The sequence below is a fragment of the Allocoleopsis sp. genome, assembly GCF_036703385.1.
In the GTDB taxonomy this organism is placed as follows: Bacteria; Cyanobacteriota; Cyanobacteriia; order Cyanobacteriales; family Coleofasciculaceae; genus Allocoleopsis.
Genome location: NZ_DATNPA010000059.1, coordinates 1 through 26,232 on the forward strand (window position 1 = coordinate 1; position 26,232 = coordinate 26,232).

16 protein-coding genes are annotated in these 26,232 nt (G+C 46.1%); 3 read left to right on the forward strand and 13 right to left on the reverse strand.

Annotated elements, in window-relative coordinates; genetic code table 11:
• Positions 1–1,822 (forward strand): hypothetical protein (locus V6C93_RS03205; protein WP_333475203.1); only part of this gene is annotated, 1,822 nt, incomplete at its 5' end.
• Between the two features lie 60 nt (positions 1,823–1,882).
• Here V6C93_RS03205 and V6C93_RS03210 read toward each other — a convergent pair.
• From V6C93_RS03210 to hepC, 13 genes are all read right to left on the reverse strand, one after another.
• Positions 1,883–3,085 (reverse strand): glycosyltransferase family 4 protein, encoded by a 1,203-nt coding sequence (locus V6C93_RS03210; RefSeq protein ID WP_333475204.1) that lies wholly within the window; start codon positions 3,083–3,085, stop codon positions 1,883–1,885.
• Between the two features lie 305 nt (positions 3,086–3,390).
• Positions 3,391–4,215 carry a class I SAM-dependent methyltransferase gene (locus V6C93_RS03215; RefSeq protein ID WP_333475205.1) on the reverse strand — a complete coding sequence of 275 codons (825 nt, stop codon included), beginning with the start codon at positions 4,213–4,215 and terminating at the stop codon, positions 3,391–3,393.
• 80 nt (positions 4,216–4,295) lie between these two features.
• Positions 4,296–5,702 (reverse strand): O-antigen ligase domain-containing protein, encoded by a 1,407-nt coding sequence (locus V6C93_RS03220; RefSeq protein WP_333475206.1) that lies wholly within the window; start codon positions 5,700–5,702, stop codon positions 4,296–4,298.
• A gap of 77 nt (positions 5,703–5,779) precedes the next feature.
• On the reverse strand, positions 5,780–6,709 hold the full coding sequence (locus tag V6C93_RS03225; RefSeq protein WP_349262607.1) for a glycosyltransferase family 2 protein: 930 nt from the start codon (positions 6,707–6,709) through the stop codon (positions 5,780–5,782).
• Positions 6,706–7,854, reverse strand: a complete 1,149-nt coding sequence (locus V6C93_RS03230; protein WP_333475208.1) for a glycosyltransferase family 4 protein — start codon at positions 7,852–7,854, stop codon at positions 6,706–6,708. Before V6C93_RS03230 ends, V6C93_RS03225 begins: the two co-directional genes overlap by 4 nt.
• Positions 7,851–9,002, reverse strand: coding sequence for a glycosyltransferase family 4 protein (locus V6C93_RS03235; protein WP_333475209.1), 1,152 nt, complete (start codon positions 9,000–9,002; stop codon positions 7,851–7,853). The genes V6C93_RS03230 and V6C93_RS03235 overlap by 4 nt, the downstream gene beginning before the upstream one ends.
• A 67-nt stretch (positions 9,003–9,069) precedes the next feature.
• Entirely contained in the window at positions 9,070–10,920 is a 1,851-nt protein-coding gene (hepA, locus tag V6C93_RS03240) for a heterocyst formation ABC transporter subunit HepA (RefSeq protein ID WP_333475210.1), read from the reverse strand.
• Positions 10,921–11,037: 117 nt separating this feature from the next.
• Positions 11,038–15,219, reverse strand: coding sequence for an amino acid adenylation domain-containing protein (locus V6C93_RS03245; RefSeq protein WP_333475211.1), 4,182 nt, complete (start codon positions 15,217–15,219; stop codon positions 11,038–11,040).
• Between the two features lie 2 nt (positions 15,220–15,221).
• Entirely contained in the window at positions 15,222–17,882 is a 2,661-nt protein-coding gene (locus tag V6C93_RS03250) for an amino acid adenylation domain-containing protein (protein WP_333475212.1), read from the reverse strand.
• On the reverse strand, positions 17,876–18,925 hold the full coding sequence (locus tag V6C93_RS03255; RefSeq protein WP_333475213.1) for an Ldh family oxidoreductase: 1,050 nt from the start codon (positions 18,923–18,925) through the stop codon (positions 17,876–17,878). The genes V6C93_RS03250 and V6C93_RS03255 overlap by 7 nt, the downstream gene beginning before the upstream one ends.
• A 49-nt stretch (positions 18,926–18,974) precedes the next feature.
• A complete protein-coding gene (locus V6C93_RS03260; protein WP_333475214.1) occupies positions 18,975–19,730 on the reverse strand; it encodes an RraA family protein in 756 nt (251 codons plus the stop codon).
• Positions 19,731–19,982: 252 nt separating this feature from the next.
• Positions 19,983–20,771 carry an ABC transporter permease gene (locus V6C93_RS03265; RefSeq protein WP_333475215.1) on the reverse strand — a complete coding sequence of 263 codons (789 nt, stop codon included), beginning with the start codon at positions 20,769–20,771 and terminating at the stop codon, positions 19,983–19,985.
• Between the two features lie 175 nt (positions 20,772–20,946).
• Positions 20,947–21,900, reverse strand: a complete 954-nt coding sequence (gene hepC, locus V6C93_RS03270; protein WP_333475216.1) for a heterocyst development glycosyltransferase HepC — start codon at positions 21,898–21,900, stop codon at positions 20,947–20,949.
• A 988-nt stretch (positions 21,901–22,888) separates the two neighbouring features.
• On the opposite strand from hepC, the gene V6C93_RS03275 reads away from it, so the two are divergent.
• Together V6C93_RS03275 and V6C93_RS03280 are read left to right on the forward strand one after the other, a co-directional pair.
• Positions 22,889–23,983, forward strand: a complete 1,095-nt coding sequence (locus tag V6C93_RS03275; protein ID WP_333475217.1) for a glycosyltransferase — start codon at positions 22,889–22,891, stop codon at positions 23,981–23,983.
• Between the two features lie 41 nt (positions 23,984–24,024).
• Positions 24,025–26,217 (forward strand): polysaccharide biosynthesis tyrosine autokinase, encoded by a 2,193-nt coding sequence (locus V6C93_RS03280; RefSeq protein WP_333475218.1) that lies wholly within the window; start codon positions 24,025–24,027, stop codon positions 26,215–26,217.
• The last annotated feature ends 15 nt before the right edge of the window (positions 26,218–26,232 follow it).

The following is a 26,232-nucleotide window of genomic DNA, read 5'->3' on the forward strand; positions in this document are numbered from 1 at the left end:
AACTGGAGGGGAAGCAGTCACGGCCAATGGTAAGTACCTTTATATCGCCATGACACAGGGGGCAATAGACAGGATGGTAATTCAGGATTATCCCCCTTCTAAAACAAACTGGTATTGTGTGAGACGCTACAACTTATCTGGGGAGCCTGCTCCCTTTGCAGGTGGGCGTGGTTATGATAAAAGTATGTTAATTGTTAGCACCTCCGGTCAAGTAACGGGATTAGCTAACGCTGGCAGCGAGCTTTATGTCAGTGATAGTGCTGCAAACCGCATTCGTGTCTACGATGCCGAAACCCTAGCAGAGTTACGCAGTTGGTCAGTCGATCGCCCCCGGCAGATGGCTGTTGATCGTCAGGGTGACATATGGATTATTCAAGCCAAAGATGCTAGCAATTCTCCCAAGATTCTGAACTTTTCCAAGACAGGAACTTTATTGTCCAAAGAAATTACGGAAGTTGTAGACCCTACAGCCCTAGCTATTGATAATCAAGGCAGACTGCTGGTTGCGGAAAATGGCCCCCGTCAACAAGTGCTGATCTACAACATCACAAGTACACCTGCGTTGGTTGGGACTTTGGGCAGCGAGATGGGGATCTACTCAGAAACACCCGGAGAAGTTGGAGACCTCAAACTCTTAGGTTTGACGGGGGTGGGCACGGACACAAGCGGAAATATTTATGTCAGTCTTGATGGCTTTAATGGGTCAGGAGCGGACTTGAGGAAGTTTAATGCAAGCCCAGCAATGCAGTGGAGATTGCTGGGCTTGCAATTTGTAGATAATGCCGATGCCGATTCTGGGACTGATGGAGTGGACGTGTTTACCAAGCATGAACACTTTGTCATGGACTATAGCAAAAGCAATGGTCACGAATGGAGCTATAAGGGATATACCGTAGATAAGTTTCGCTATCCCGACGATCCGCGACTACATAACGAAGACCATTCGGCGGCATCGGTTTTTATCCGTCGGATTGAGGGAAAACGTTTCTTGTATCTCACGGGGATGTATGCCAAACAGCTCAGCGTCTACCGAATGAAAGGAGAAATTGCAGTTCCTAGCGCCATCTTTGCCAGGGATCATTCTACCTGGCCAATCAATCAGCCAGCTACAGGAAGCTGGTTATGGTGCGACAAGAATGGCGATGGCTCGATTCAAAGCGATGAGTATGAAAGTTTAGGTGCAGCAGATGGTTCGATCTGGGGTTGGGAGGTTGATAGCAAGGGGGACATCTGGCAAACATCCGAGTCGGGCTTCATACGACATTATCGCTATCAAGGATTGGATGCCTATGGCAGTCCAATTTATCTTAGCAGCGCTTCAGAAGTCATACCCATGCCTGCGCCTTTCAACAAGCTGGAAAGAATCAAATATTTTCCTGATACAGATGTCATGTATCTTGGAGGCTATACAGTTGATCGCTCACACACTGGTGATGAATGGGGGATAGTTGGTACAGAGATTGTGCGCTACGACAACTGGACAAAGGATAAAAAACTACGCTGGCGCATAACTCTTCCCTACGATCCAAAAGCCAACCCGATGCTGATTATTAAGGCAATGGATGTGGCAGGGGATAGAGTATTTGCTGTTGATTCTAGAAAGGCTGAAGTATATGTGTATGATGCGGGGACGGGAGCATCTGTAGCCAAATTAAGCCCCGGATCAGAGGTTGGTAAGGAGACTGGCTGGATTGATATTCCCTACGCATTACGAGCTTATCGGAGAGCAAATGGTGAGTATGTAGTGTTTGTAGAAGAAGATGCGAAAGCTAAGGTGATTATGTATCGGCTCGGACAAGCTCGCGAACGTAAGGCTTCATAATTGACCGAGTTATCTTACAACGGCTCAGTCAATAGAGCAGTACCCAAATTCCAACCCAACTCAAGCTTTCAAACTTTCTGTTGTTTCCATCCCGCAGCACTCGCAATACAATTCCACTGTCTTCTCAATCATCAATTCTCGATCAAACACTGAGGAAGCATACTCCGCACATTGTTGACCCATCTGCAAGCGAAAATCCTTGTTCGCAAGCTTTTGGATTGCCTTTGATAAAGCCTCTGCATCATCGAAGGGAACGATATAACCTGTTTTTCCTTCCTCAATCTGATCCAGAGCTCCTGCTGCTGGTGTCCGGATCGGAACTGTCCCGCAGCACATCGCTTCCGCCACCACAAAAGCAAACCCTTCTAAGCGGCTTGGTAGAACAAAAATATCCGATGTCCAATACACTTCTCGCATATCATTTAGATAACCCGCAAAAATAAAAGAATGCGAATCATCTTCACTGACAAAGGCATATTCCTTAATCTCCTGCTCCCGATCCCCAGAACCCGCGAATAAACACTTCAAAACCATTTCGGGAAATTCTTTTCTGATTTGCCTAACTGCGTCGATCAAAACATCATGTCCCTTAATCCAATTGAGTCTTCCTACGAGAGTACATACCAGCTCTTTTTCCTCAAATCCGAACTTCTCCCGTGCTTTTTGTCGCTCTTCAGAACTAGGGAGACGAAAATAGTTTGTATCCATGCCAGCTAATATCTTGCGAACCTTGTTTTTAGGAAATCCCAAATCTTGGATCAAAAATCTTTCAATCTCTGAAGAGTAGGCAATAAAGGCTTTTGGTGCAAACACTCTCAAATATATCTGGTATTTTCTGATTTTAGGTCGCAATACAGATTTGATCCAGGTTGAATTTTCATCTTCGATTAATAAATGAAAGGTAGCAACACACTCTAACCCAGTGAAAATTTTGAGGATACGCGCCAGCAGCAACATCGAGTATCCGTGTGCGTGAAATAGGGAAATTTCGTATTTATTTACTATCTCCTCGATCCGACGAATACTAGCCCAAGTTGGAAGAAAAGGTTTCATATCCTCAAATACAATCCAGTCTTCTGATAAGTCTTTGAGTGCTTGAAAACTATCTTCAGAACCTGCATCGTAATTCACTAGCCCCGTAATCAGGACGACTCTCCACCCGGCTGCTCTCAAACCACGAATCAGAGTCTTACAATGGGACGCAACCCCGTCATTACAATCGACACGCTTTAAGAGGAATCCTACTGTTTTCTGTTTTTCCATTTTCTGTTCTTTACCTCACAAACGGTTGCACTTGACACACAGATTTTTTGAATAGTGACTCATCTAAAGTATTTTTGGGATTTATTAGGAGATGCTTGTTTTCATGTTGGTACAGAAAACCTAACTAATACCAATTAGCTGCCATGCCTAGACCTAGGAATCCCCAGAAAACCATTCCAGAGATTCCAATTATCACGTTTGAACCCGCTAGCATCGGCAGGAACCCAAAAGCAATAGCACGAGTAGCACTGGCAAAGGGAGCAGAGGTAGACGACAAATCGCCTATCTTACCCTTCGTCAAAGCCTTATTTTTTTTCTATTACAATATTGACGGTACTTACAAGAAGTCTTGATAATCTACCTAATTTTGATAAAACGTAATAGTAGATTGTACTCTTAAATCCTTCTCTATAAGAAAATTCTGGAAAGAACTCAGCCCTGAAATTACAATTAATTATATTCACAGATTCTCGGATTTTCGAGAGTATTAATACATCTTCATCAACGCCATCTAAATCCGTGCGTTGATTCACTCGTTTATAGGCTAGATTATATAAATATCTTGGTGAAGAAGGTTCATATAACAGCATAATTTTGCCTTGAGGTTTCAAGACTCTTACCATTTCTTTAAGGGTTTTACTATAGTCATTATTTTCTCCAAAATGATGGAATGCTGCCATTGTAAAAATTCGATCAAACTGATTGTCTTCAAAAGGGATATCTCGACAATTAAAAGCCCATTTTTCATCAATATAACTATTTAATAATTTTTCATAATTCGTACAAAAATTTAGCGCTACAGGTACGAGATCGCTTGCTACTACATAGCTATTGGGGTACTTATTTTTTAATATGACACTTGCCCACCCCTGACCAGCACCCATTTCCAAGATTTTTTCATTTCCAGACAATGCCAAACAAGGTATAAGCTTCTGAAATGTTTTAATAAAATTTGATTTAAAAACTATATCATCAAATAATTCTATACTCGTGTTATCAGAACGTTGTTGATCAGTTTTTTGATATGCTATAAATTCTTTTTTATCGCTTTCTGTAAGGCTCTGCTCATTAAAAGCACAAAAAATTTCTTGATTTTGATGATACTGTAGATTTTTGCGTATAGGAATCATATTTATTTTAGGATAATTACAAGGAGATTTTTATTAGTATACAATATTATGTAAATTATGTAGTAATCAAATTATTAAGCTCATTTTAGTCGAACAATATGTTGATGTGAGTGATACTTATTGGCTGCCATCCCTAGACCTAGAAATCCCCAGAAAACCATGCCAGAGATTCCAATGATTACGTTTGAACCAGCTAGCATCGGCAGGAACCCAAAAGTAATAGCACGGGTAGCGCTGGCAAAGGGATCAGAGGTAGACGACTTAGAGCCTTGGAACAGGCTATACAAGAGCAGGAGCAGCCCACTCACATAGGGAATGCTTCCCAACCAGCCTAAGGTGAGAATCATCTCCAAAACCCCACTGTCAATAGGTGCAAGAGTTCCATTTCCTTTGCCTATATACTCTTTTAGGGCGTCATCGAGCACGGCACCGTAGAGCGCCGTCCTGTCCTGTGCACTCTGATCCTCCTTAACGTTAGTCAAACTTGTTACACGAGCCTGAATGACCTGGGCAAATGGCTCTACTGTGGATAAGGGAACGACTAATATTGCTATGACTAGCAGCAGAGCAATTAATCGCATCTGCACAATTCCTTTTAGAAAACCAATCAGGGCAACCAAAGATACCATCCAGCCCCCCCAAGCTGTGCGTACCGATGTTAATAGAAGAGACAAGATACCAACTACTACACCAGGAATACGTGAAACCCCTTGACCAATGAATAGCAATATAGTGCCCGGTATCATAACCGTTGCAAAATGTAAGGGAGAATTCATCGTACTCCAGACGCGAAGTCCTAGCGGTTCCGGTTTTCCCATGCTGGTATATAGTTTGGTCCCTATAAGCCAGATACGATCCCACTCAGGGGCGACCAAGTATTGATAGATGCCATACGTTGCTGTAACTAGCACACCCCAGAGAAAAGTGCGCTGAATGTTCTGGCGATAGTTAGGATAATCTCGCCAGTTCACAAATAAATGGAAACCGAACAGGATGGGGCTTATCCAGGTCATAACAGAGATTATGGCAGGAACGGGTGAGCCATTAATTAGTCCAATCAGAAAACCATAGAACACACCTATAGCAGATAGGACAAAGGGTAAGCCACCTTGAACATATGCTGTGGGAAGGTTGCGGTAGAAGGTTACAACGGTGATCATTGCCACCAGTGGTGGGGCTAACAACATTGGACTTGGATCAGTAAAGCCGCTCCGAAAATCCGCCACACGGCGGATAAACGGTGTAAGAAAAAACACCCACCAAGTGAAACTTACATAGAAGATGGGATACCGCAGATATAGGAACACGGCAACCGCAAAACAGCCGGCTGGGAACAGTAGGTTCAGGACTTTGCCCAGACCTGCTAGAAGGCATAGGCTGGTAAAAAGGAATAGTCCCTGTATTGCCATCCAAGCTGGCTTCGATTGCCGACCTACGTTAATGTCCTGTTGAGGTGAGCTATTCAGAAGTACCTGCTTGTGATTCATTTAGCATTTCAGGAGAAAATACGAAAATACTTAGTTAAAAAACTATCCATCAGTCCGATCACTACATCCGGTTAGACTTATTTACAGTGTTGCCATGTTCTCCATCCTTGCCAACGTCCCCGTACAGATGCAACCCATTTTTCAGTAGATAAAGAGCCTTGGCTGGGTAGAAATCTAAGCCACTGCACAAACCCAACTGATTCTCGTGTTCCTACTGAAACTGCCCATAGAAGGAAGATTGCACGTTGAAAAGGAGTCAGATGCTCTAGTAGAGCCACTGTTTCATTGTGTACTATGTTAGCTGTTGCTAGGGGATTAAACGTATTTCTTTGATCCTCGTCAAATCGCTTTCCAGGATAATGATCAACAGCGATCGCTGGGTCATAAATCAGCTTCCAACCTGCTTTTTTAAGAGCTAGACAAAATTCGATTTCAAAATGAATTTGGGAGCTACTACCTTGCATCCGCCGATCAAAATGCCTGTTAGTAATAGCTGCCCTTCTAAAACTCATGTTTACGCCTTTTAGTACATCGACCTCACGAGCTTCGCCAATACCCAGATGATGATTGCCGATGACCCGTCCAAACCACTGAACCCGACCTACCACTTCTTGGGGTTTTGCACTGAACAACTCAGTACCAAAATACACCCAGTCACGACCACCTAAACCACCCAAACAGTCATCGGCTAGAAAATGGCTTTCGATCCGCTCTAACCAATCAGGGTGAGGGGCAGCATCGTCATCAGTAAATGAGATAATCTCTCCAGAGGCAATATCCAGTCCTACATTCATGGCAGCGATCGCTCCAGGCTTGCTGACCGTAGCAGTCTGTAAGGGCAAGCTTTCTGCGTTAAACTGTTCCAGGAATGCCCAGGTTTCCACATCCGTATCACGAACTATGACCAGTAACTCATCGAGCGGGCGAGTTTGTTTCTTTAACGCCTCTAAGCAGCGTTCCAGATCTTTTGGACGCCGGTAAGTAGGTACAATTAGGGTCATTTTCACGACTTGCTTATTTCCTCAAATAGGTCAACGTAGCTTTTTGCTTTATTAGACCAGCGATGCTGTTCTGCGATCGTTCGACTTGCCTGCCCCATTTTATGTCGCAGCTCTCGCTCGTTAGCCAATCGGTTTAGAGCTTCTGCCAAAGCTTGTGTATCGTCCGAGTCAGGCAATACGACTCCACACTCTGGCGTGATAACTTCAGCGGCACCCGTCGTAGCCGCCGTAACAACAGGTAGTCCCGTTGCCATCGCTTCAAGCACCACTAAACCAAATGGCTCATAACGGGAAGGAAAGACTAGAAAATCTGTTGCCTTCATCAATTCTGGGACATCCTGCCGGAATCCCAGAAAATGCACTCGGTTTTCCAAGTTTAGCGACTCTGCTAGCTGAGGATAAGGGCTACCTGCCGTTGCACCTACAACTAACAGGTGTAACTCCGGAACTTGCACTAAGGCATGTAGCACCGTATCCAAGTTTTTCCGAGGTGTGCGGATATCCCCAGCAAACAGTGCTAGGGGTACGTTCTCCGGCAGACCCAGTTTTTGGCGGTCTACAGTACCCGGAGCAAACTCTTGCAAGTCAACGCCATTTAAGATGACCCGAATGCACTCCGGTGGAACGCCGATTCCGATTAATTCCTTAGCGACTTTCTTAGAAACGGCTACTACGACTTTCGCCTGACCAAAAGCTTTCTTTTCCCAACGAGCATTCAAAGCGGTGTAGAACCACTGGTAAGTGCTACGCAAGCTGCGGCGCTGTTGTGAGGAATTGACTGGCGATCGCGTACTATCTGGGTGGGAGAATCGCAACCAGGAACTATGGACAAAATGTACTGCATTGACATCTCCCTTAGCCCAAGTAATTGCACCGTTGACTTTTATTAGGTCAAATTCCCTTTGGTGCTTAAGCAACCACAAGCCACTTTGCACCGAGAAAGCCATTTCGCGGAAAAGGTCTATTGGATACCTTTGAACGGGTATCAAAATCCAATTAACCTGGCTGTGCTGTTGCAGTTCCGGAGCTACGCTACTTGCCAGCAATGTAACGTGATGACCGCGACGAATCGCTTCCCAAGCGACTTCGTAGTTCACCCGACCCTGACCATTGCCTTTCATGACTGTGTGCGTAACAATGCAAAGCTTCATCTAGAACCTCTTTTTTGGCACAACGCTTCTTCATAGAAAGCCAGGTTATCGCGGGCGATACGCTCCCAGCTGAAGTGTTGTGCCGTAGCGTAGGCATTACGGCGTAGCTGCTCAAGGTAGGGGCGGTCTGTAACCAGGCGTTCCAAAGCCTGCTGAATCGCCTGACTGTCGCGGGACGGGACTAAAATGCCATTACGCCCATCACTCACGATCTCCATTGGCCCTGGTGTTGTTGTCGTTACAGGCGCTAGACCGCAAGCCATAGTTTCAATGAGAACCAAGCCAAACCCGTCCGAGAGGGTGGGAAAGAGCTTAATGTGATGTCCGCGCAGGAGGCTGGGTAGTGTTTCATGACTGTAGCGGGGAATAACTCGGATACGATCGCGTACAGCAGGCTCAAAATCTGCATGGACTTCTACTTCTGAGCAACCCGTTCCTAAAAAACTTACCTTCACCTGGGGATAGCGAGCGAGAATGGCATTCAATGCAACTGCACCGTACTCAATGCCCTTGCGAGCGATATAATTCCCTACTTGAGCAATGTAGATCGCTGAATCTTCTGCCTCTGGCATCGGCTCGAAGGGTAGATTTAGAAATTCTTCTGGAATCCCATTAGCAACGACGCGCCTCCGTTCTGGATTGACACCTAATTTTTCAACGACATACTCTGCATCGTAGTGATTGAGCAGTACAACCAGGTCGGCATAGCGCATGGAAGTCGCGACTTCCCAAAGCCGGAAGCCTCCATGATACAGCGGATACTTCCAACTCAAGTGCAAGTTGCCCCGACGAGCCTCCTCTAAGTTTTCCAGGTGCGTACTATGCTCAAGGCCGTGGCTGCGCGTCACTAGAAGGGGGGAGTTTTCTCTGGAGATTTGGCGCATTTTCGCCCATATCCAAGCATCTCCGGAGGACGCATCAACAACACCGACGGCTTGCTTGTTTACAAGAGCCGAGATATGACTGGCTACAAAGCCAGGAAACATCATCGACTCTACCAGTCCTGGTAACTTATGTGGAAGGTTATCGAAAGAATAGTATTCTACTTGGTGTCCTAGCTTTTGATATGCCTGACCAAGTTGCAACGTTGCACCAGGAGCGCCTGCATTAGGATCTAGATCGTGATGAATGGTGAGCAGGATTTTCATGACAGTAGCTTAAATTGCGATGGTTCAGCAGGGTCTACAGGATTCCACCAACAGAATTCAAAAAGCTTTAGCTCACTTGACTGACTTCGCTCTGCATTTGGTGATATTTCCAGAGGTGAGTGCGTTGTTCGAGTAATTCTTGATAGCCTCCCTGTTCAACAATGCAACCTTGCTCAAGTACAACTACTTTATCGGCTCGGACAATTGTCGATAGACGATGAGCGATCGCAATTACGGTACGTCCCGTCGAAAGCTTTTCTAATGACTCCTGAATCAATCGCTCAGATACGGAATCTAAAGCACTAGTTGCTTCGTCCAGAATTAAGATTTCAGGGTCACGTAACAACGCACGAGCGATCGCAATCCGTTGACGTTGACCTCCCGACAGTCGCACTCCCCGATCTCCGAGTTGAGTCTCAAAACCCTCAGGCATATCTTGAATAAATTCCAGGGCATTGGCTAGTTGAGCCGCCCTTTCAATTGCCGCTGGAGTTGCACCTTCTGTTCCGTAAGCGATATTGTTCCGGACAGAAGTATTGAAAATGAATGTATCTTGACTTACTACAGCCAGCTTGTGTCGCAGCGAGTTAATCTCTATCTGCCGCAGATCAACACCATCGATCAGAACTTGACCAGTCGTTGGGTCGTAGAATCTGGCAACCAGGTCAGCCAGAGTTGTTTTGCCAGCACCGGAAGCCCCCACCAGTGCCGTCATCTGTCCTCGCTCGATCGTCAATGTAATGTTATTTAGCACTAGCTTACTGTCACCGTAGCCGAAATCTACCGATCTAAAATCAATAGAGCGCTTTAAACCTAGAAACTTAATATCCCCATTTTTAAAGTATTGTTTATTATCAGTTCTCAAAAGCTCTTTGATATTCTCCGTTGAGCCTTGCAGGGTACTAAGAACTGCTCTTGTACCATTGATATCTTGCATAATGGGTACAACGCGAAACAAAACAAAGAAAAATGTTAATAGTGAAGCTACATTTAGCGCACTATTAGTCAAAGCACCAGTGAAAGCAACAATAATCATCCCCACCAAAATTGTTGTCGCTAGTCCTTCTGCAAGAGGTTTTACCAGTGTCCAAGCAAGGGCAAGTTTAGTCGTAGATTGAATGACATCAGAACTTGCTTTGTAGTACCGCTGACGCTCGAAATCTTGAGTGCCAAAAGCTTGAACCGTGCGAATTCCATTAATGAATTCGATTGCTGTAGAGGTCAAATGACCGCTAGCAGCAGAAACCGCAAAACTTTTTTCTCGTGCTCTCGCAATTAACGTTGATAAACCCACTGCCATCAGGCTAAACAGCAACAGTGAAACAACTGTAAGCTGCCACGACAGCAAAAGCATTGAAAGCAGATAAGTGATGATGGTCAGGCTACGACTAATTAAGAAAGCAGCTCCCCCGAAGGCTTGTTTAATTTTTTCAACCTCAGTCGTGAGCGTGTTAATAAGTTCACCAGCTTTGGTCTTCGAGAAGAAACTTAAGCTCACAGCCTGAAGTTGTTCAAAAATCTGCTTGCGGAGCCGATCTAGCAGATAGAGTTGAGAAATCTCGGTATAAAGGTTTGCTAAGTAATTAAAGACTGAACGAATCCATGTACTTAGGAAAATCAGAGCCGATACGCGGTAGAGCCGACTAGTTGCAGATGTATTTACTCCTAAAATCCAAATGTCAAACCAGCTAATTCCTGTCTGAAGCGGTTTTGCATTGGGATTGGTCAAGCTTTGTAAGAAGGAAAGCAAGAAACCAATACTTACTCCTTCAAACGTTGCAGCTAGAATCGAGAACACTAAAGCCAAGATCGCAACCCTACGAAAGTGTTTAAACTCTCGCAAAACCATATAGTTTTTCTGCCAGAACTTCGTACCATTCAGTAGGTTGGAAATTGGCACAGCCAAATTAAATATCATGTCAATTTCACGAATAATTGCTGAATTAGCAGTAGGGTAAAACGATTATTGTCAGGTACTCAGTGGTTGACTTTATAAAGCAGCTCGTAGGTACTTTTCCTAAAAGAGTAAAAGTCATCAATGGTTTTGTTCGTCATCAATATAGGCTTGTATTTTTTTTGCCAGTAATTTTACGTGCGGTTCTTCTGTTATACTCACATGATCACCACGAGTAGTCAGAATCTTTAGATTAGGAAGAGTATGCGGTGTCCAACCTGCCCGTTTAAACAGGAATAGAGTAAATTCAGCGGGAATGATCTGGATAAATCGACCTAAAGGAACTGGATCCTTCCTATTGGGAATGCTGCAAATAAGAACAACCTTGCCAGGGTAGGGTTGGGGTTGATAGGGATGGGCTAATACAGCTTTGTCTTCTTGATTTTTTGGGGATTTCGAGAATCTTTCCCAAATCAGACGTTTGATATTTGTCTGAATGTACCTCAGCTTACCAGCAAAATTAAGCGAACTAAGATGGATCCAATGATCGGTTATAAAAACATCAAGCCTATCAAATAATTGATAGATAGGATTAAATCCATAGCGTTCCAATAACAAAACAAGGTCAACCTGTTTCCCCTTTGCCAAAAGTTGTTGGGCAATTTCATAAGCAACGAGGCCTCCAAAGCAATAGCCACCGAGCAAATAAGGCGGTTCGGGTTGTACTAATAAGATATCCCTGACATGATGAGCAGCGATCGCTTTGATTTGGCTTTCATTGTTTCCCGTAACCCAAAGACCAGTTTCTAGAAGGTAAACAGGTTGATTTTCATCAAGATTTTTAGTAAGTGGAAAAACTTCATCATAGGCATTGGCACAGATGAATAAAGGCGGCTTAGTTCCCTGCTCTCGAACAGCTACCATTAAGGAATCCGGACTGACTTGTTTTCCTGGACGGCCTGCCACAATTGCTAGCAACTGCTGATATTCTTCTGCGGTCAAACCCGTAGGAATCTGTAGAGATGAGGTTCCCAACGATTCAGAATTCTCCAAACAACGAGCCATCTGTTCGATCGTGGCTAACTGAAAAAGAGTTGCCACAGGGATTTTTTGTTTCAAGCTTTTTTCTATTTCATACAATAAACGTATCGTCAGTAATGAGTTTCCTCCTAACTCAAAGAAGTTATCTTTAACCCCAATGGGTGTCACGTTCAGCACCTGTTCCCAAATAAATACCAGTTGTCTTTCCAGTTCAGTCCGGGGGCTAACAAAAGACTTGTCATCTATGCAGTGAGCCAAATGTGGATTGGGCAGAGCTCGGCGATCGAGTTTGCCATTGGGTGTCAGGGGTAGGGCTTCTAACTGCACAAAAGCTGAGGGAATCATATATAGAGGCAGCCTTTGCTGCAAAAACTGGCGCAACTTGCCAGGGGAAACTTCATCGGTTCCTTCACTTACCACATAGGCAACCAGACGCTTATCTCCTGGTTCATCTTCTCGAATAATCACCACACATTGCTTCACAAACAGATGCTGGGTGAGCGCTGCTTCAATTTCAGCCAATTCAATCCGGAAGCCCCGAATTTTGACCTGGTTGTCACGCCGTCCCAGCAAAATCAAATTGCCATCCGGCCTGTAGCTTACCATGTCTCCCGTTCTATACAGACGGGCACCTGGTTCAGAACTAAAGGGATGGGGAATGAATCGTTCCTGAGTTAAGTCCGGTCGCTTAAGATAACCTCTTGCCAATCCAGCCCCACCTATATATAGTTCTCCTGGTACACCAATAGGTACAGGCTGCATATTGTCATCTAGCAGATAAACTTTGTTGTTAGCAAAGGGACGACCTATGGGAGTGAGTCTGTCAAAAGATAAATCCACTATTTCTGTTTCAAAATAGGTGGTGTCAATGGTGGCTTCGCTGACTCCATAAGAGTTAATCAGTCTGGTTTTATCACCACAAAGACTGCGAATATGCTGATACTCGCTCAGATACCAACTGTCAGAACCAACAACTAGCAACTTCATAAATCCTAGATTCTGGTTGGTTGGTTCCAGATATTGAATTAAGTTTCTGAGAACGGCGGGTACAAACTCAGCACAGTCAATTTTTTGCTGCTGCATGAGTGTGTAAAGCTGTTTAGGATCGAGAAGGAAGTCTCTGGGACAGATCACAAGTTTCCCCCCAGAACAAAGACTGCGGACAAAATCTCCAGAAAAGACATCAAAGGAGAAACTGGCCATTTGCAAATGGCTGGAAGTTCGAGAACTGAGGTGATAAGAGTCTTCCCAAGCTAGGTAAGCATTAATCAAACTACGATGTTCGATCATTGTTCCCTTGGGTTTACCTGTTGAACCAGAGGTGTAGATAATGTAGGCGAGGTTGTGGGGTTGGGTTTGATGATTGGGGTTTTCTGAACTTTGTTGAGCAAATATAGACTCGTCTGTGTCTAAACAAATGACTTGGGCTTGATGATGGGGTAGAGTTTCTACCAGTGTAGATTTGGTGAGGATGACTGGAACTTGAGCATCACTGAGCATGAATTCTAAACGCTCAGGCGGATAAGCTGGGTCTAGAGGTAGATAAGCTCCACCAGCTTTGATAATTGCTAAAATACCAACTATCATCTCTAGGCAACGTTCTACACAGATTCCCACTCTTACTTCGGGTTGGACACCCAAGGAACGCAAATAATGGGCTATTTGATTAGCTTTGGTATTTAATTCTTGATATGTTAATTTTTGGTTTTCCCAAACTACAGCTATAGCTTCAGGTGTACGCTGTACTTGCTGTTCAATTAGTTGGTGAATGCAGTGGTATTGGGGATATTTAACGGTGGTATTGTTCCACTCGACCAGCAGTTGATGTTGCTCTGCCGCCGTCAAAATTCTCTGGGTGGCAATAGTCTGTTCTGGGTCGGCAACGATGCTTTCCAAAAGGCTCTGAAAATGATTCAGCATTCGTCGCGGAGTTTCCTGGTCAAACAAATCGGTGTTGTATTGCAGCTCAGCTATCAGATGCTCACCGCGTTGCTCCATAGATAGCGAGAGGTCGAACTCAGCCGTACTGTTATCAAGCCACACAGGTTGGTCTACTTGCAGTGTAGGCAGCGTTACAGCTTCCGCCCAAGCATTTTGAAGAACAAACAATACTTGAAACAGTGGAGTAGATTCCAGATTACGCTCAGGCTTAAGCTCCTTTACGAGCAACTCGAACGGAAGTTCCTGATGCGCGTAAGCTCCCATGCATTGCTCACGCGTACGCTGTAGAAGCGTAAGAAACGACGGATTACCCGAAAGATCCCCTCGAAATACGAGGGTGTTGAGAAAGCATCCGAGCAACCCTTCCACTTCTGTGCGACTGCGCCCCGCTATAGGTGAACCGATTGCAATATCGGTTTCGCTGGTGTAGCGATGCAAGAGAATCTGGAAAGCTGTCAGTAGCGTCATGAAAGGAGTCACGCCTTCGCGTCGGCTCAACTGTCCAAGTGCGAGTGACAACGCCACAGGTAGTTCGTGGACTACCTTCGCGCCGCGATAGTCTTTCCAAGCAGGCCGACATCGATCCGTGGGCAAATCCAGGCGCTCCGGTACACCTTGAAGCTGGTTTCGCCAATAACCAAGCTGCTTTTCCAACTCCTCACCTTGTAGCCACTCGCGCTGCCATACGGCATAGTCAGCATATTGTATCGGCAGTTCGGGTAATGGTGACGGCTGCCCTTCCGAGAAAGCGCGATAAAGTGTCCACAGCTCATCCATGAATACGCCTAGCGACCAGCCGTCGGAGGTGATGTGGTGACGATTAAGGAAGAAAATGTGATCGCTCTCGGTCAGCCGAAAAAGTTTGATCCGCAGCATCAAATCCTGCGTCAGATCGAACGGCAGCCGAGCCTCCTCGTCGCACATACGGATCGCTTCGCTTTCGCGCAACGTTTCGGGCAGATTGGTCAAATCCACCAACGGAATTTCCAGCGGGGCAAATGGCTCGATTACCTGCGCGGGCTGGCCATCAAAGGTGCGGAAACGGGTGCGCAGCACATCGTGACGGCGAACAATTTCGTTTACGCTGCTTTCCAGCACAGGCACGTTGAGCTCGCCCCTGAGTCGCACCCGAATCGGGATCGTGTGAACCGCGCTGCCGGGATCAAATTGATCCAGAAACCAAAATCGCTCTTGGGCAAACGAAAGCGGAATAGGTCCGTGATGTGCCCTGGGTTGAATGATTCTGTATGAGCTGCTTCCAGCTTTCTCCTTCAGTAACTTCTGCAGAAGCGCTTGCTTGGTGGGGGATAGCGCGGTTACTCGTTTGTTTAAATCATCCATGTTCACTTCCTCCCGCCGAATAGGGCTTGCTCAAGAACTTTGAAAAAGCAATCTACGTCCTGAAAACCTATCTGCCTCAGCCAGGCGCACTGAGTATCGACTGGTGCCAGGATGTTCTCCTTTCTAGCAGGGCTCGAATAAAAGCCCTCAGCCACTTCCTCACGGGGCTTGCCCGGATCGATGCGGCGATAAAAGTCGTGGAGGTGATCGATAAAGAACTCGTGGTAAATATCGGCGACTGAAGCAGTCGCCGATGCCACTTGCTCGAGGTTGAGGAAAATTCCTCCCGATGTAATGAGGTCGTAAATCTCGTGGTAGAGCTGCTTCTTTCTCGGATCGGTTTGGTGGTGGATTGAAAGACCTGAAACAACCAAATCGAAAGAACTGTGATCGCCAAGCTGGGCTGTCCATTCAGGATTCGTGAAGTCCGCTTTGATGATGGTCGCCCGATTTGTTGCGCCCTGTTTTTCGCGCACTGCGTCAAGCATCGGTTCCGAGAAATCTACGAAATAAACATGACAGTCCGGGAAATGCTCATGCAGAGTGCGCCCCAAAAACCCGTCCCCGCATCCTAAATCGAGAGCTGTTCTTGGGTTAGGGCACCATTGGCGGATAATCTTCAGCATGACGTCAACTTCGAGACTCGTGCCTGGAATTGCGCTGCGCACATCGAGATAAGCCTTGCTCACCCCTTCCATTTGCCACTGGCTGATCTTTCGTTCCTTTCCCTCACCCTTTTCATCCAGCATCGCCAGGAGACGTTCCGCTTCATCGTCCCCCATCGCCTCAATCTCGGCAAGGAACTGGCTTTCGGCGTTATCGAAAGAGGGTACTTCGAGGTATTTTTCCACGGCGGCTGCCTGCTCAGCGATCGTCTCGAAGGTGAACAAAGATTGAAGTGGTAACACCCTATTGAGCGCGTTCTGGAGACGCGAAGCGACTTGCATTGCGCGAAGCGAGTTGCCACCTAGATCGAGAAAACGATCCTGCAACCCAATACCAGGCACACTGAGCACTTCCTCCCATATCTGCGTAATCGTTTTTTCAATCGTGCTGCTCGGAGCCACAAACGGCATATCAGACTGCCGGACATGAAGCGAGGGAGCGGGCAGAGCTAGTTGATCCACCTTACCACTGGGTGTCAGTGGGAATCGATCAAGCATGACAAATGCCGCAGGAATCATGTACTCGGGAAGACGTTGGCGCAGAGAGTTGCGTAAAGTGGTACTGGAGGGGCGGGTGCCCGGTGAAGGAATGACATAGCCGATTAACTGGTTGTATCCGTCTACATCTTTGCCAGCCACCACTACAGCCTGTTGGACGGCTGGGTCTTGCCCCAGAACTGCCTCGATTTCTGCCGGCTCAATTCGGATTCCGCGAATCTTGACCTGCCGATCTTTTCGCCCCATATGCTCCAAACACCCGTCAGATCGCATTCTCCCGAGATCCCCGGTGCGAAATACACGCTCCCCATTACCGTTGGGAACTGGTACAAATGCTTCACTAGTCAGCTTGGGCTCCTGCCAATATTCCACGGCCAGGTAACGGCTCTTCACCACAATTTCACCGACCTCATTAAACCCCACTTCGTGACCCATCTCGTCTATCAGGGAGACATCCTTGTCTTCAACTGGGTAACCCACTGGTACAACGGCCTCTATCAATGGAGTATCTTTGGAGATGAAGTTCTGGCGATAGGTTGAAACTTCAGTTGATCCAAGATTGTGAAGCAGGGTGCAATCGTCGCTGAAGTGTTTCTTAAAGAGCATTACATCTTGTGTAATGACCGGCTCGCCACCCAGATGAATGAGCCGCAGCTTGGGAAATTGAGCGGTATCCGTCAGCCTCTTGGCCCAATGGCGGTAAAGTGTTGGCACTGACTGGTAGATTGTTATACCTTCTGCACTTAACCAATGCACAAGTTCTTCCCAACCCTCGCTGCGCAGATTAAACATACATAAAGTCGCACCGTTCAGCAGTGCACGCCAGATGGACGTCATGCCCGCTATGCGACCGTAGGAAGCTACAAGGGAAATCCGATCTTCGGAACTAATACGAAGCGAATTAGTGTGTTGGCGAATGGCATGAAGAACATTTCGGTGGTTATGAAGAACTCCTTTGGGCTGACCTGTCGAGCCTGAGGTGTACAGCACATAGGCTGGGGTATCGGCAGTTGCCAATTCTCCTACGGTGCTACTCGATAGCTGAGAATCCAATTTATCTACGTTAACGACAAGTGCTGCAGGGCTAGCCAGATTCTGGGCGATCGCCAGATTCTTTGTATCGGTCAGCACATGGCTTGCTCCGGACCTTTCAAGAATGGCTCTATTGTGAGTTACAGGAGAAGTTGGATCGAGCGGAAGGAAGAACTTGCCGGCCTTTAATACACCCAGAATAGCCGCGACCATTTGCACAGTCGGTTCAAAGAGCAGAGCAATGGGTTCTTGGTGCGTACCACATTTTGCAATGAGGGCGTGAGCAACTCGGTTTGAGAAAGAATCAAGCTCCTTGTAGGTAATCTGATCTGCCGTCGTGCGAACAGCGATGTGATTCGGGAACAGGTTCACTTGTTGTGCGAAGCGAGAAAAGATAGCCTGCTCGATGTCCTTTCTTGAGAATTCAACGAAAGAATTAGGTGACTTGATGACTGAGTTCGTTACCATGGCGTGGAGACCTCTAACTCGTTAGCAATAGACTTCAAAGACTCGGTTGTTGTCCAATCCAGGAGTATTCCTTCTCTGAGCTGTTCTGCATAGTTGCGCCAGCGTGATTCTCCAGGTATCAGGATTTCTGTTACACCCGTCTGAAGCCTGGATTTCCTAACTTCTGCAACCAGTGTTTCCATCCGCCGAAGATATTCGCTCAGAGGCAGGAGCCTGGAGATATCAATGACAAAGAAGAAATGACCGATCCGCGAAGGGCTCTGGTTCTTTTCATGCATTGTCGGAATTTGAAAGGAGATGAGTGAGTTCGTCAGCACGCCAGTCAGTATCTCGACGAGCAGGCTGAGACAATATCCTCTCGCACCACCGAATGGTAGGAGCGTTGCACGCTGAGCCTGTTGTGGGTCTGTGATAGGATTACCATGTTCGTCGATGGCAACACCTTCAGGGATTGGTTGGGCTGCCTCGCTGGCTTTGCGAATCACCGAACCAGCCATTGCCCCCGTGGAGAAATCGATCAGGACTGACTCTCCATTCTCCAAGGGGGCACCGAAGCAGACAGGGTTGGTTCCAAAAATCGGGGTCAGTCCGCCGTGGGCGGCAACACGACGTGTCGCGTTCGTAAAGGCGAAGCCGATCATGCCTGCCTGCGCGGCAAGTTCGACATAGTAGGCACTGGCACCAAAATGATTACTGTTGCGAACCGCCACCAAACCTGTTCCGTTACCTTGAGCCAATTCGATTGCCTTCTTCATGGCTATATGGCCTACGTAATGACCGAAGCCATCGTGACCATCTACCACCCCCATCCCTTCTGCCTTCTGGATGAATTCGGGAACGCACGGTGAGCGAACTAAACCGCTGCGCAACCGTGGCAGGAGGACTGTCAGACGCCAGACTCCTTGCGTGAAGCGACCTACGAGATCTGCCCAGATAAGGTTATCTGCGATCACAACTGCCTCTGTAGCGTCCGTACCTGCTGCCATAAGCAATTCTGCTGCCAGCTTCCGCAATTGCTTGTGATCGATTCTTGTTTTTGTCATAGAACACTTGTTGGCTTGTCTTGCAGACTCGAAGCAAATATTTTTTTGTCTATTCGCAATGGAGTTGATTCAATATGTCGTCAACCCACGCATTTGAAAATTCTCCACGCCTCACGTTTTGCTCGTAGACGTCCTTAGCTTCCTTTTGCTTTTCCAAACGAACAAGCAACTCCTCCAAAAACTCCTGCGGCACCACGACTAGACCATTCGCATCTCCACAAATGACGTCGCCAGGACGAACCACGATGCCACCGCAGCAAACAGGGAAATTGATCTCACCCGGCCCCCGATGAAGTGGCCCAATCGGGGTGACGCCACGAGCAAATACTGGCATTTCAACGTCTTTGATGCCGTCGACGTCTCGCATGAGTCCATCGATCACAAACCCCACAATGCCTCGGTGCTTAGCCTTCGTGGAAATGAGATCGCCCAGCACACCGTTAAGAAACGAGCCACCAGCATCTACGACGATCACGTCACCAGGTGCAGCAATGTCAAGTGCTTTGTGAACCATCAAATTGTCGCCTGGAAACACTTTCACTGTGCATGCGGGCGCAAAAATCTTCGCCTCATTGACTACATTCTTGATTCCCGGATCCATGGTGTAGAGGCGGTTCATAAAATCGGAAATGTCGGGCGTTGGATAGTCGGCAAGGCGTAAGACAGACTCATCCGACGGTCTCGCAACCTTACGGTTGATGCGAAAGCCAGGTCCAGGATGAATCTCGCTTGATTTGGGTTTATGGACGACGGGCTTGGAGGTATGCATTTGAATATCGTTACCGGAGTTTAGACTTAATTCCATGAGACACCTCTTTAGAACCTATTAAAGTTAAAAAAACAAAGTTGACTATCCAATCTGACTGGCAGCTTCACATCTCGACCTCCTAATTAAGTCTCAAAATTCTCTACCATGTCTTCGACATTCAAAAAGCTTTAGCTCACTTGGTCTGCTGAACTCTGCCTCTGATGATATTTCCAGAGGTGTTCGCGCTGTTGTAGTAACTCTTGATACCCTCCCTGTTCAACAATGCGGCCTTGCTCAAGCACAACCACCTTATCTGCTCGGACAAGTGTCGATAGACGATGGGCGATCGCATAAGATAAATCCAGGCCCGTAACGCTGCGCTCCCCCACCCAAAATTGCCCAACGGAAGCCATCAATCACGCCTACCATCGGGTTCACCGAGTAGAGGAATCGCCACTTTTCGGGAACAACGCTGCTACTAAAGCCAACAGGCGAAACATATAAGCCAAACTGAATAATGAACGGCACGATGAAGCGAAAATCTGGGTACTGGACATTCAGTGAAGCTAACCACAACCCTGGTTCCAATGCGGCGGCAAACGCAATCAGGATAAAAAGCGGTAGTGTCAGGATTCGCCAACTAGGCACAAAGTTATACCAAGCCATCAACCCCAGCAAAATTATGCCGGAAATCATAAAATCGACGACGCTAACGACCACAGCACTAGTGGGTACGATCAACCGAGGAAAGTAAACCTTAGAGATTAAGTTGGCATTGCTAATTAAACTGTTACTGCATTCAGAAAGAGAATTGGCAAAAAACTGCCAGGGGAGCATGGCAGCAAATACCAAAATTGGATAGGGAACGCCTTCAGAGGGTAATTTCGCCAGCGTGCCAAACACCACCGTGAACACTATCATCGTTAGAAACGGTCGAATCAGCGCCCAAGCGATGCCGATCGCAGTCTGTTTGTAACGCACAAGAATGTCACGCCAAGCCAGAAAGTAGAACAACTCGCGATAGCGCCACAGATCTTTCCAATATTGGCGTTCTGCGCGACCTGCTTCTATGACTAATTCAGGGTGATGTTGATTCACAATAATGGCTCAGATAGATGCGGTAACTGGTATCTTGCTCGATCCCTACTGGGCGTACAGCATGAGTAAAACCTCTTACTAGTTCAGAGGAGTACAGTAGAAGCTTGGATTTAGAACCCCTCGATCCCCCCTGCTCCACTCCTACCAACTGGTGAGTTATTTCTGTTATACTGAACTAGTAAGCGCCACAACCGGATAGAACTTTGGGAATAGTTGCCACTAAAAGCTTCAGATCCTGCCGAAGAGTCCAATTACTCAGGTAGTCCAGATCCCAACGGTTAACCGCTTCAATATCCAGCAGGTTCGCCCTAGGCTGTACATGCCAGAGTCCGGTGATTCCGGGGCGTGCATTCAACCGTCGTTGACCATCCGGGCTAAGCCTCACGGCATCGTACAGCGCCCAAGGACGCGGTCCCACCAAACTCATCTCACCCCGGAGTACATTAATTAACTGCGGCAGTTCGTCCAAGCTATACTTGCGCATCCAGCGCCCTAAGGGGGTAACGCGGGGATCATCTTCAAGCTTGTGCAATCCCGGCAGATCACCCATCACTTGATGGTGGAACTGTTCTGCATTCACTACCATAGTGCGGAACTTGATGATGCGGAACAATCTGCCTCGTTTGCCAATGCGCCACTGCTGGAAGAAGATGGAGCCTGGAGAGTCAATGCGGATCAGCAAGGCTAATGCCAAGAGGACTGGACTTAGAATGACTAGCAATAGGGCGGCAACACCCCAGTCTAAGATGCGCTTTATATACCATGTAAGTGGACGGAGCTTTCTAGGCAATTCAGTATTAGAGGGGATCGAGAGAAAGACTTGCTTACCTGCTTGTTCGCAAGCATCAGCCCAGCGTTGAAGCCTTGTCTGACCTAAAGCTGGGTCTATACGAACTAGTCTTACAGGGGAGCGGTTCAAGCATCTGACTAACCCCTCCTTATTTTTCAGAACAGATAGCTCGGGTTGTTTAACACTTTGAGAAGGCTTCACCAGTAGCTGAGCCTGTCGCCACTGTAGCGTATATGGAGGCGAACTGCGAGTCGCCTGCTGATCAAGTCTGACCGAGAACTCGTTAAGTGGGGAAGCTGTCAAAACTCTTGTCTCTCGCGAACTTGTTATAGCGTTCATTGAATCGATATCTCTCCTGACTTCGGACAACATAAACTTGTTAAAAACTGATCAATTACTTTGATGCCTACTCAACTCAGTAGACTAGGTTTACTTAGGTCAGCCCCTAATGACGAAGGATTTTTAATCTCAGGGTACCTAATCCTTGAAAAAATTATATTCCGGCTATAGTAAATTCAACCACATGGGGGTTGACACATGTCAACCCTTTTGCTTAACTTGCAATAACCCTCAAGGCGCTTGGTTAAGTTGAGACAAAAGATAGTTAAGTTGATATATAAAATAGATGCCAGCCTCCGTCCCTAAAATTAACTCACTTTAGGCAGCAAAAAATAGAAAGCAGAACACAATTGCCCTTAACATAGATAGCGCCTACCTCAAATACATCAGCCATTAGTCTGATGTTTTTTTTAAGTTGAGTTTCAGCCTTTGGATGACTTGACACGCTAACGATGTCATGCGTATTCTTATGAGCGTTGTGTGTTCCGCGACTTAGGGGCTTAAGCGAGGATTACGAAGTTGCCATAATCTTTAGTCATGCTGACAAAATAACTATGCTCATTTTCGAGAGCGTAAGCGTCTGTCTTTTTGTTCGGCAAGCTGCTTGGTAGCACCCAGCAGCTATTATCTTTATCCTGGTATTCTCTTCTATTCAGGCTTTTTCCATGAAAGCAGAGGAGAATGTTTCAGGGATTTATTTTCCTTACTTATCAATCTTCTTTGAGATGTCTGAAATCTGCCTGTAATTTTTTTCGATTATAGCAATGCCCTATTTAGAACTTTATTATAGAGGAAACGTCTTCAAAAGCTTGCTCCATCGCATCGCTTAAACACATATTAATAAGAGTGTTGTATAACAAATTTTCCAAAGACTGAAAGGCTGATTATTACATGGTCTTAAACCTATCAATGAACCTCTTTTCATTAACGAATTGATTCTCAGATGCGCTGTAGGCAAGCGCATAATACTAGGAGTGCATAAGAGAGTATGAAAATTGCTTTGGTTCATGATTACTTAACTCAGCGGGGTGGAGCAGAGCGTGTATTTGAATTGTTCTGTAAACGCTACCCCGGTGCTGATATCTTTACATCTTTATATGACTCTGAACACACGATTGATTTGGGGAATCGACAGGTTCACACTACCATCCTCCAAAATATTCCGAAATCGAGCAGACATTTCAGACTGCTGGCTCCATTCTATTTTCCAGCTTTTAGAGCTTTGGATTTGCAAGATTACGATCTAATTATCAGTAGTAGCAGTAGTTTTGCTAAGTGCGTCCGCAAAAGACCCGGAGCAATCCATATTTGTTTCTGCCACAATGTTACCCGTTTCCTGTGGGATACAAAAACCTATCTGAGAGAGTATGCTAAATTTAAAAAAATGTCCCCCGTTCTAGAAATCATTTTTAAATATTTGAGGAAAGTAGATTTATACTATTCTCAAGAGCCTGATTACTATATTGCTAATTCCAGTATCGTAGCTCGCCGTATTCAAAAAATATATCGGAAACCAGCTTCTGTAATTAACTATCCTATTGACAGTAATCAATTTATTTTTTCTGAAAAAAAAGATGATTTTTATTTAGTCTCAGCCCGTTTAATGAGCTATAAACGGGTTGATGTAATCATTGAAGCATTCAATTGGTTAGGATGGCCATTACGAATAGCCGGAACTGGCCCAGAGCGAGGGCGACTAGAGTCTAAAGCCTTAAAAAATATTCAATTTTTAGGACATGTGAGCGATGCTGAACGTAGCCTTTTGATGGCACAAGCTCGTTCTGTTATTGTGGCTGCTTTGGAAGATTACGGCTTAGTTCCGGTGGAAGCGAATGCAAGCGGCACGCCCGTCATTGCTTATGGTCAGGGTGGTATATTAGATACACAGGTACCGGGTAAAACTGGAGTCTTATTTAATCGACAAAGTCCCGATGCTATTCATGCTGCGTTACTTGAAGCTAGTGAAATTGCATGGGATTATGCAGAAATCCGGAACCATGCGCTCCGGAACTTCTCAGAAGAAGTATTCTTTAAAAAGGTAGATCAGGTAATTGAGGAAGTTTATCGTTTGTATAAACCCTAAGATTACCACGCTCAGACGTCTCTGGCTTAGGAAGGGTACAAGTGGCAGAGAGCAATCCCAATACAATTCCTGAAACAGATGCAGGTTATGGCCAACTGTTTGCGGTTTTGCTCCGCCGACGCTTGTGGATCGTCGGGGTGCTTTGTATCGTTTTACCGATTAGTACTATCAAAGCTTTGAGGGAGAAACCTACCTATCAAAGCTCGATGCAACTGCTTGTAGAACCAAATTATCAAAGCAAAGGAGGAGCAGAGGGAGACAAACAGTTTACTGATTCTAACGTTCAGATAGACAATGTGACTCAGTTACGCCTGATGCAGAGTTCTCAGCTCATCGGGAAAGCTGTAGAGTTGCTTCGCCATGACTATCCTAATATTAGTGTAGATGAGATTAAACAATTTTTGACTGTATCTCAAGTACAAGACGGTAAGGGCGACAAGAGTGTAACCAAGCTGTTTGAAGCGACCTATACTGATGGAAATCCGGTAAAAACCCAAAAAGTGTTGCAAGCTATGCAGAGGGTTTATCAGGATTACAACCGAGAACAGCAGAGGCTGCTTTTAGTGAGAGGACTGGCTTTCATTAATACTCAGTTACCCAAAGTTCGTGAGAGTGTAACTCAGGCTGAGATCGCCTTAGAACAATTTCGCAAACGCCAGAACTTGATTGAGCCGGAAGAGCAGGCAAAAACATTAGTCAGTGCGATCGCTAGCATTGAGCAGGAGCGACGAACCAATGAAGCTCAATATAAAGAGTTGCAGACTCGCTACAAGAATATACAAGAAAAACTTGCTACTTCTCCACAGGAGGCACTGCTCTCCTCACGTCTAAGTCAGTCTTCTCGTTACCAAACATTACTCAATGAAATCCAAAAAACAGATCTAGCGATCGCTCAACAACGCATACGCTTCACGGATAGCAGCCCGGTGATTCAAAAACTCTTCTTACAGCGCCAAGAGCAAGTTACTCTGTTGCAAGAAGAAGGACAACGAATTCTCAAAAAAAGTTCTCCTTCAGTGAGCCAATCGCAAGAAAACTCACTGGCCCAAGGACAATTTGCTAATGTTGATCTGGAGCTTAGTAACCAGCTTTTACAGACACAAACCAATCTAGCGGCTCTGGCCGCTCGCGATCGCACTTTAGTACAGACAGAGCAACAGCTACGCGCACAACTCAATCGATTTCCTAGTTTATTGGCTGAGTACGGTCGGCTACAACCCGATATCCAAATCAAGCGCGATACCCTTCAGCAACTCGAAAAAGCGAAGCAGGAGTTGAGTTTGGAAATCGCTCGGGGGGGATTTGATTGGCAAGTTGTCGAGGCACCCCAACTGGGCGAAGCCAGTGCTTCTAAAAAAAAGCAGAGCATCATGATAGGTGTTGTGATTGGAATGTTTCTAGGGGGTGTTGCGGCCTTTGTTCGTGAGATGTTGGATGATGCCGTTCATAGTCCTGAAGACTTACAAAAGTGCGTTAACTACCCCCTGCTAGGCATTACACCAGATCTGCTATACCTTAAAAAAAGTAAATCTCTTGTCAAGCTACCTTTTAGTAAGCCACAAGATGCAGCCTCTTCGGCAAGCGAACCTATCATCAAGCTACCTTTCGGTAGGCCAGAAGACCAAGCGCCTTGGACAATTGAAGTAATCTATTGGCCGCCCTATTGGGAATCACTAGATCTGATCTACAAAAATATTCAGCTTCAGAATTCAGACTCACCCTTTAGCCCCCTGATGTTGACATCAGCAGTAGCTGGACCGGAAAAATCGATCATAGCTTTAGGTTTGGCGATTAGTGCAGCCCGTCTGCATCAACGAGTCCTGCTAATCGATGCAGATTTACGCAATCCAACGCTTCACAAACGCCTGAATCTCCCCAATGAGGATGGTCTTTCTACTTTGCTGACTAGCGATGCCACTGTACCCATCTCCCGCCGGATTCAATCATCAAGTTCATACATTGATATTTTGACAGCCGGACCAGCGCCAGCCGATCCGGCTAATCTGTTGAGTTCTCCACGGCTAGGGGAATTAATAAAAGTGTTTGAACAGACCTATGATCTAGTCCTACTGGACGCATCGCCAGTTTTGGGCATGGTAGATGCCATTTTAGCTGGGTCGTTTTGCCATTGTGTGGTGTTGGCTGCACGCATTGACAAAGTTACCCAGGCTGAAATCATCGAGGTTACAGCTATGCTGAGCAAGTTAAACCTGATTGGGATCATCAGCTGTTAGGCACCTAAACTGGGT

Bases quoted from the DNA above. Each gene is read 5' to 3' on its own strand.
- V6C93_RS03210 (WP_333475204.1), bottom strand. From the start codon at position 3,085: ATGGAAAAACAGAAAACAGTAGGATTCCTCTTAAAGCGTGTCGATTGT.
- V6C93_RS03215 (WP_333475205.1), bottom strand. From the start codon at position 4,215: ATGATTCCTATACGCAAAAATCTACAGTATCATCAAAATCAAGAAATT.
- V6C93_RS03220 (WP_333475206.1), bottom strand. From the start codon at position 5,702: ATGAATCACAAGCAGGTACTTCTGAATAGCTCACCTCAACAGGACATT.
- V6C93_RS03230 (WP_333475208.1), bottom strand. From the start codon at position 7,854: ATGAAGCTTTGCATTGTTACGCACACAGTCATGAAAGGCAATGGTCAG.
- V6C93_RS03235 (WP_333475209.1), bottom strand. From the start codon at position 9,002: ATGAAAATCCTGCTCACCATTCATCACGATCTAGATCCTAATGCAGGC.
- hepA (WP_333475210.1), bottom strand. From the start codon at position 10,920: ATGATATTTAATTTGGCTGTGCCAATTTCCAACCTACTGAATGGTACG.
- V6C93_RS03245 (WP_333475211.1), bottom strand. From the start codon at position 15,219: ATGGATGATTTAAACAAACGAGTAACCGCGCTATCCCCCACCAAGCAA.
- V6C93_RS03250 (WP_333475212.1), bottom strand. From the start codon at position 17,882: ATGGTAACGAACTCAGTCATCAAGTCACCTAATTCTTTCGTTGAATTC.
- V6C93_RS03255 (WP_333475213.1), bottom strand. From the start codon at position 18,925: ATGACAAAAACAAGAATCGATCACAAGCAATTGCGGAAGCTGGCAGCA.
- V6C93_RS03260 (WP_333475214.1), bottom strand. From the start codon at position 19,730: ATGGAATTAAGTCTAAACTCCGGTAACGATATTCAAATGCATACCTCC.
- hepC (WP_333475216.1), bottom strand. From the start codon at position 21,900: ATGAACGCTATAACAAGTTCGCGAGAGACAAGAGTTTTGACAGCTTCC.
- V6C93_RS03275 (WP_333475217.1), top strand. From the start codon at position 22,889: ATGAAAATTGCTTTGGTTCATGATTACTTAACTCAGCGGGGTGGAGCA.